Annotated in this window: 1 rRNA gene; it reads left to right on the top strand. The window is 49.9% G+C overall.

What is annotated here, in order from left to right:
* Window positions 1-170 precede the first annotated feature (170 nt).
* A 23S ribosomal RNA gene (locus tag C3420_RS16600) occupies window positions 171-3064 on the top strand.
* The last annotated feature ends 22 nt before the right edge of the window (window positions 3065-3086 follow it).

The following is a 3086-nucleotide window of genomic DNA, read 5'->3' as shown; positions in this document are numbered from 1 at the left end:
AAGAAATGAGTTCTAGCGATTAAACTGAATCAAGCGTTTTGGTATATGAATCTAATTGAAGCTGTACAGTGCTTAAGTGCACGAAACTCTAACTGTGAGAAAGGCTAGTTTACTAGTTGATCTTGTTGTTAATCTTACTTGTAAGGATTAACGACTGTTTGGGGTTGTATAGTCAAGTAATTAAGTGCATGTGGTGGATGCCTTGGCAGTCAGAGGCGAAGAAAGACGTGATAGCCTGCGAAAAGCTCCGGGGAGGCGGCAAATATCCTGTGATCCGGAGATGTCTGAATGGGGAAACCCACCTGGTATAAGCCAGGTATCGTATGATGAATACATAGTCATACGAGGCGAACGGAGGGAAGTGAAACATCTCAGTACCTCTAGGAAAAGAAATCAATTGAGATTCCCTCAGTAGCGGCGAGCGAACGGGGAACAGCCCATTAAGTCATATCAGTTTTAGTGGAATGCTCTGGGAAGTGCAACCATAGTGGGTGATAGTCCTGTACACGAAAGGGCTGATATGATGATGTCGAGTAGGGCGAGGCACGTGAAACCTTGTCTGAATATGGGGGGACCATCCTCCAAGGCTAAATACTCCTGACTGACCGATAGTGAACCAGTACCGTGAGGGAAAGGCGAAAAGAACCCCTGTGAGGGGAGTGAAATAGATCCTGAAACCGCATGCATACAAGCAGTGGGAGCCGACTTGTTCGGTGACTGCGTACCTTTTGTATAATGGGTCAGCGACTTATATTCAGTAGCGAGGTTAACCGAATAGGGGAGCCGTAGGGAAACCGAGTCTTAATAGGGCGTTTAGTTGCTGGGTATAGACCCGAAACCGGGTGATCTATCCATGAGCAGGTTGAAGGTTAGGTAACACTGACTGGAGGACCGAACCCACTGTCGTTGAAAAGCCAGGGGATGACTTGTGGATAGGGGTGAAAGGCTAATCAAACTCGGTGATAGCTGGTTCTCCCCGAAAGCTATTTAGGTAGCGCCTCGGACGAATACCATTGGGGGTAGAGCACTGTTTCGGCTAGGGGGTCATCCCGACTTACCAAACCGATGCAAACTCCGAATACCAATGAGTACTATCCGGGAGACAGACTGCGGGTGCTAACGTCCGTAGTCAAGAGGAAAACAATCCAGACCGCCAGCTAAGGCCCCTAAATTATAGTTAAGTGGGAAACGATGTGGGAAGGCATAGACAGCTAGGAGGTTGGCTTAGAAGCAGCCACCCTTTAAAGAAAGCGTAATAGCTCACTAGTCGAGTCGGCCTGCGCGGAAGATGTAACGGGGCTAAAACTATATGCCGAAGCTGCGGATTTGCAATTTATTGCAAGTGGTAGGGGAGCGTTCTGTAAGCCGATGAAGGTGGATTGAGAAGTCTGCTGGAGGTATCAGAAGTGCGAATGCTGACGTGAGTAACGACAAAGCGGGTGAAAAACCCGCTCGCTGAAAGACCAAGGGTTCCAGTCCAACGTTAATCGGGGCTGGGTGAGTCGACCCCTAAGGCGAGGCCGAGAGGCGTAGTCGATGGGAAATTGGTTAATATTCCAATACTTCTGTTTAATGCGATGAGAGGACGGAGAAGGTTAAGTCAGCCTGGCGTTGGTTGTCCAGGTGGAAGGTTGTAGGCATGTATCTTAGGCAAATCCGGGGTACTCTATGCTGAGAACTGATAGCAAGCTGTACTTGTACAGTGAAGTGGCTGATACCATACTTCCAGGAAAAGTCTCTAAGCTTCAGTTAAACAGGAATCGTACCCGAAACCGACACAGGTGGTCAGGTCGAGTAGACCAAAGCGCTTGAGAGAACTCTGCTGAAGGAACTAGGCAAAATGGTACCGTAACTTCGGGAGAAGGTACGCTGCCGGCGGTGATAGGACTTGCTCCTTGAGCTGTTGGCAGCCTCAGAAACCAGGCCCCTGCAACTGTTTATTAAAAACATAGCACTCTGCAAACACGAAAGTGGACGTATAGGGTGTGATGCCTGCCCGGTGCTGGAAGGTTAATTGATGGGGTTAGCGTAAGCGAAGCTCTTGATCGAAGCCCCAGTAAACGGCGGCCGTAACTATAACGGTCCTAAGGTAGCGAAATTCCTTGTCGGGTAAGTTCCGACCTGCACGAATGGCATAATGATGGGGGCGCTGTCTCCAGCAGAGGCTCAGTGAAATCGAAATCGCCGTGAAGATGCGGTGTACCCGCGGCTAGACGGAAAGACCCCGTGAACCTTTACTGCAGCTTGACATTGAACTTTGATCTTACTTGTGTAGGATAGGTGGGAGGCTTTGAAGTGGCGACGCTAGTTGCCATGGAGCCGTCCTTGAAATACCACCCTGGTAATATTGAGGTTCTAACTCTGTCCCGTTATCCGGGACGAGGACCATGTCTGGTGGGTAGTTTGACTGGGGCGGTCTCCTCCTAAAGAGTAACGGAGGAGTACGAAGGTGCGCTCAGCGTGGTCGGAAATCACGCGTAGAGTATAAAGGCAAAAGCGCGCTTAACTGCGAGACCCACAAGTCGAGCAGGTACGAAAGTAGGTCTTAGTGATCCGGTGGTTCTGTATGGAAGGGCCATCGCTCAACGGATAAAAGGTACTCTGGGGATAACAGGCTGATACCGCCCAAGAGTTCATATCGACGGCGGTGTTTGGCACCTCGATGTCGGCTCATCTCATCCTGGGGCTGAAGCAGGTCCCAAGGGTATGGCTGTTCGCCATTTAAAGAGGTACGCGAGCTGGGTTTAGAACGTCGTGAGACAGTTCGGTCCCTATCTACCGTGGGCGCTGGAAATTTGAGAGGATCTGCTCCTAGTACGAGAGGACCAGAGTGGACGAACCTCTGGTGTACCGGTTGTGACGCCAGTCGCATCGCCGGGTAGCTATGTTCGGAAGGGATAACCGCTGAAAGCATCTAAGCGGGAAGCCTACCTCAAGATAAGATTTCCCTGTGACTTTATGTCACCTAAAGAGCCGTTGAAGACTACGACGTTGATAGGTTGGATGTGGAAGTGTAGCGATACATGAAGCTGACCAATACTAATTGCTCGTGAGGCTTGACTATACAACACCCAAACAGTTGTTGT

This window comes from Acinetobacter sp. ACNIH3, from assembly GCF_002918965.1.
GTDB lineage: Bacteria > Pseudomonadota > Gammaproteobacteria > Pseudomonadales > Moraxellaceae > Acinetobacter > Acinetobacter schindleri.
The sequence above is the reverse complement of the archived record's forward strand: the minus strand, read 5'-3'. Positions and strand labels throughout refer to the sequence as shown.